Source organism: Streptomyces sp. LS1784 (assembly GCF_020103755.1).
Classification (GTDB): domain Bacteria; phylum Actinomycetota; class Actinomycetes; order Streptomycetales; family Streptomycetaceae; genus Kitasatospora.
Genome location: NZ_JAHSQD010001009.1, coordinates 1 through 1622 on the forward strand (window position 1 = coordinate 1; position 1622 = coordinate 1622).

The following is a 1622-nucleotide window of genomic DNA, read 5'->3' on the forward strand; positions in this document are numbered from 1 at the left end:
CGGGCGGGCGGGCGCAGCGCCCAGACCTCGGCGGCCGGGGCGAGGGCGCGGGCGAGCGGGGTGTAGGCGGTGGCGTCGCCGCCGGCGTGGGGGAAGCAGAACAGCCGGTACGGGCGGTGCGGTTGGGGCACGGGGACGAACAGCCAGTCGCCCTCGACGCGGGGCCGTACCCGCAGTGCGGTGGTCATGCGCCGACCACCCTGGCACGGGCGGTCAGGGCGGGCCGGGGGGCGGCGGTGCCGGCCGCGACGGCCCGTTCGACGGTGGCGGTGAAGGCGGCCAGGTCGGCCGAGTCCAGCAGATGGCGCAGCTGGAGTTCGATGCCGAGGCGGCGGCGCAGCAGGTGGACGACCCGCAGCGCGGCGATCGAGTGGCCGCCGAGCGAGAAGAAGTCGTCGCCGGGCCGGACGTCGGTGACGCCGAGCACGGTGCTCCAGACCTCGGCGACCTGCTCCGCCACTCCCCCGGCGCTCGCCGGTGATCCCTCCTCGACAGCGGCCGGGGCGGGCAGCGCCGCCAGGTCGACCTTGCCGTTCGGGGTGAGCGGCAGGGCGTCCAGCACGGTGATCACCGAGGGCACCAGGTGCGCGGGCACGGTGGCCCGCAGCCGCTCGGTCAGCTCGGCGGCGGTGACGGAGCCGGTGACGTAGCCGGCGAGCCTGCGGTCGCCGGGGGCGGGCTCGTGGACGGTGACGGCGGCGGCCCGGACGCCCGCCAGCCCGGCCAGGGCGTGCTCGACCTCGCCGAGCTCGACGCGGTAGCCGCGCAGCTTGACCTGCCGGTCCACCCGGCCGACGTACTCCAGCCGGCCGCCCTCGCCGCGCCGGGCCTGGTCGCCGGTGCGGTACATCCGGGCGCCGGGCCCGCCGGACGGGTCGGCGACGAAGCGCTCGGCGGTCAGTCCGGGCCGCCCGACGTAGCCGTGGGCGAGCCCGGGCCCGGCCAGGTACAGCTCGCCGACCACGCCGTCGGGGACCGGGGCGAGCTTCTCGTCCAGCAGGTACAGGCGCACGTCGGGCATCGGCTCGCCCAGGTGCGGGCCGGGGCCGCTGATCGGCGCGGTGACGGCCTCGACGGTGCACTCGGTGGGCCCGTACAGGTTGAGGGCGTCGATGCCGCCGTCGGCCAGTTCCCGCCAGGTGCGCTCGGGGACGGCCTCGCCGCCCATGAAGAGCCGCGGCACCCGGGCGCCGGCGAACGGCTCGCGCAGCAGCTCCCAGTGCGAGGGGGTCAGGTCGAAGTCGGTGACGGCGTGCTCGGCGAGCAGGGCGGCCAGCCGGGCCGGGTCGGCGCGGTGTTCCTCGCCGATGACCAGAACGGTGTCGCCGCGGCAGATCCGGCTCCACTGCGGGACGGAGGCGTCGAAGGAGATGCTGGCGTTCCAGCCGACCACGCCGGGTTCGGCGCGCAGGGCGCCGGTGGCCTCCAGACCCTCGATCAGTCCGGCGACGGCGCCGCGCGGCACCTCGACGCCCTTGGGCCGGCCGGTGGAGCCGGAGGTGTAGATGACGTAGGCCGGGTCGAGCGGGTGGGCCCCGGCCGGCAGCTCGGGCCCGTCGGCTGCGGCGTCCGGGCGCAGCACCGGCACGCCCTCGGCGGCCGGCAGGCCGTCGGCGCTGATC

The 1622-nt window shown here is 77.5% G+C and carries 2 protein-coding genes; both read right to left on the bottom strand.

Going from position 1 to position 1622, the window contains the following annotated elements; all coding sequences use genetic code 11:
* A partial coding sequence (locus tag KS423_RS45150) for a thioesterase domain-containing protein (protein WP_374120187.1) occupies positions 1 to 188 on the bottom strand: 188 nt, incomplete at its 3' end.
* The coding region (locus KS423_RS45155; RefSeq protein ID WP_263455892.1) for a non-ribosomal peptide synthetase at positions 185 to 1622 on the bottom strand (1438 nt) is incomplete at its 5' end. The genes KS423_RS45155 and KS423_RS45150, both read right to left, overlap by 4 nt.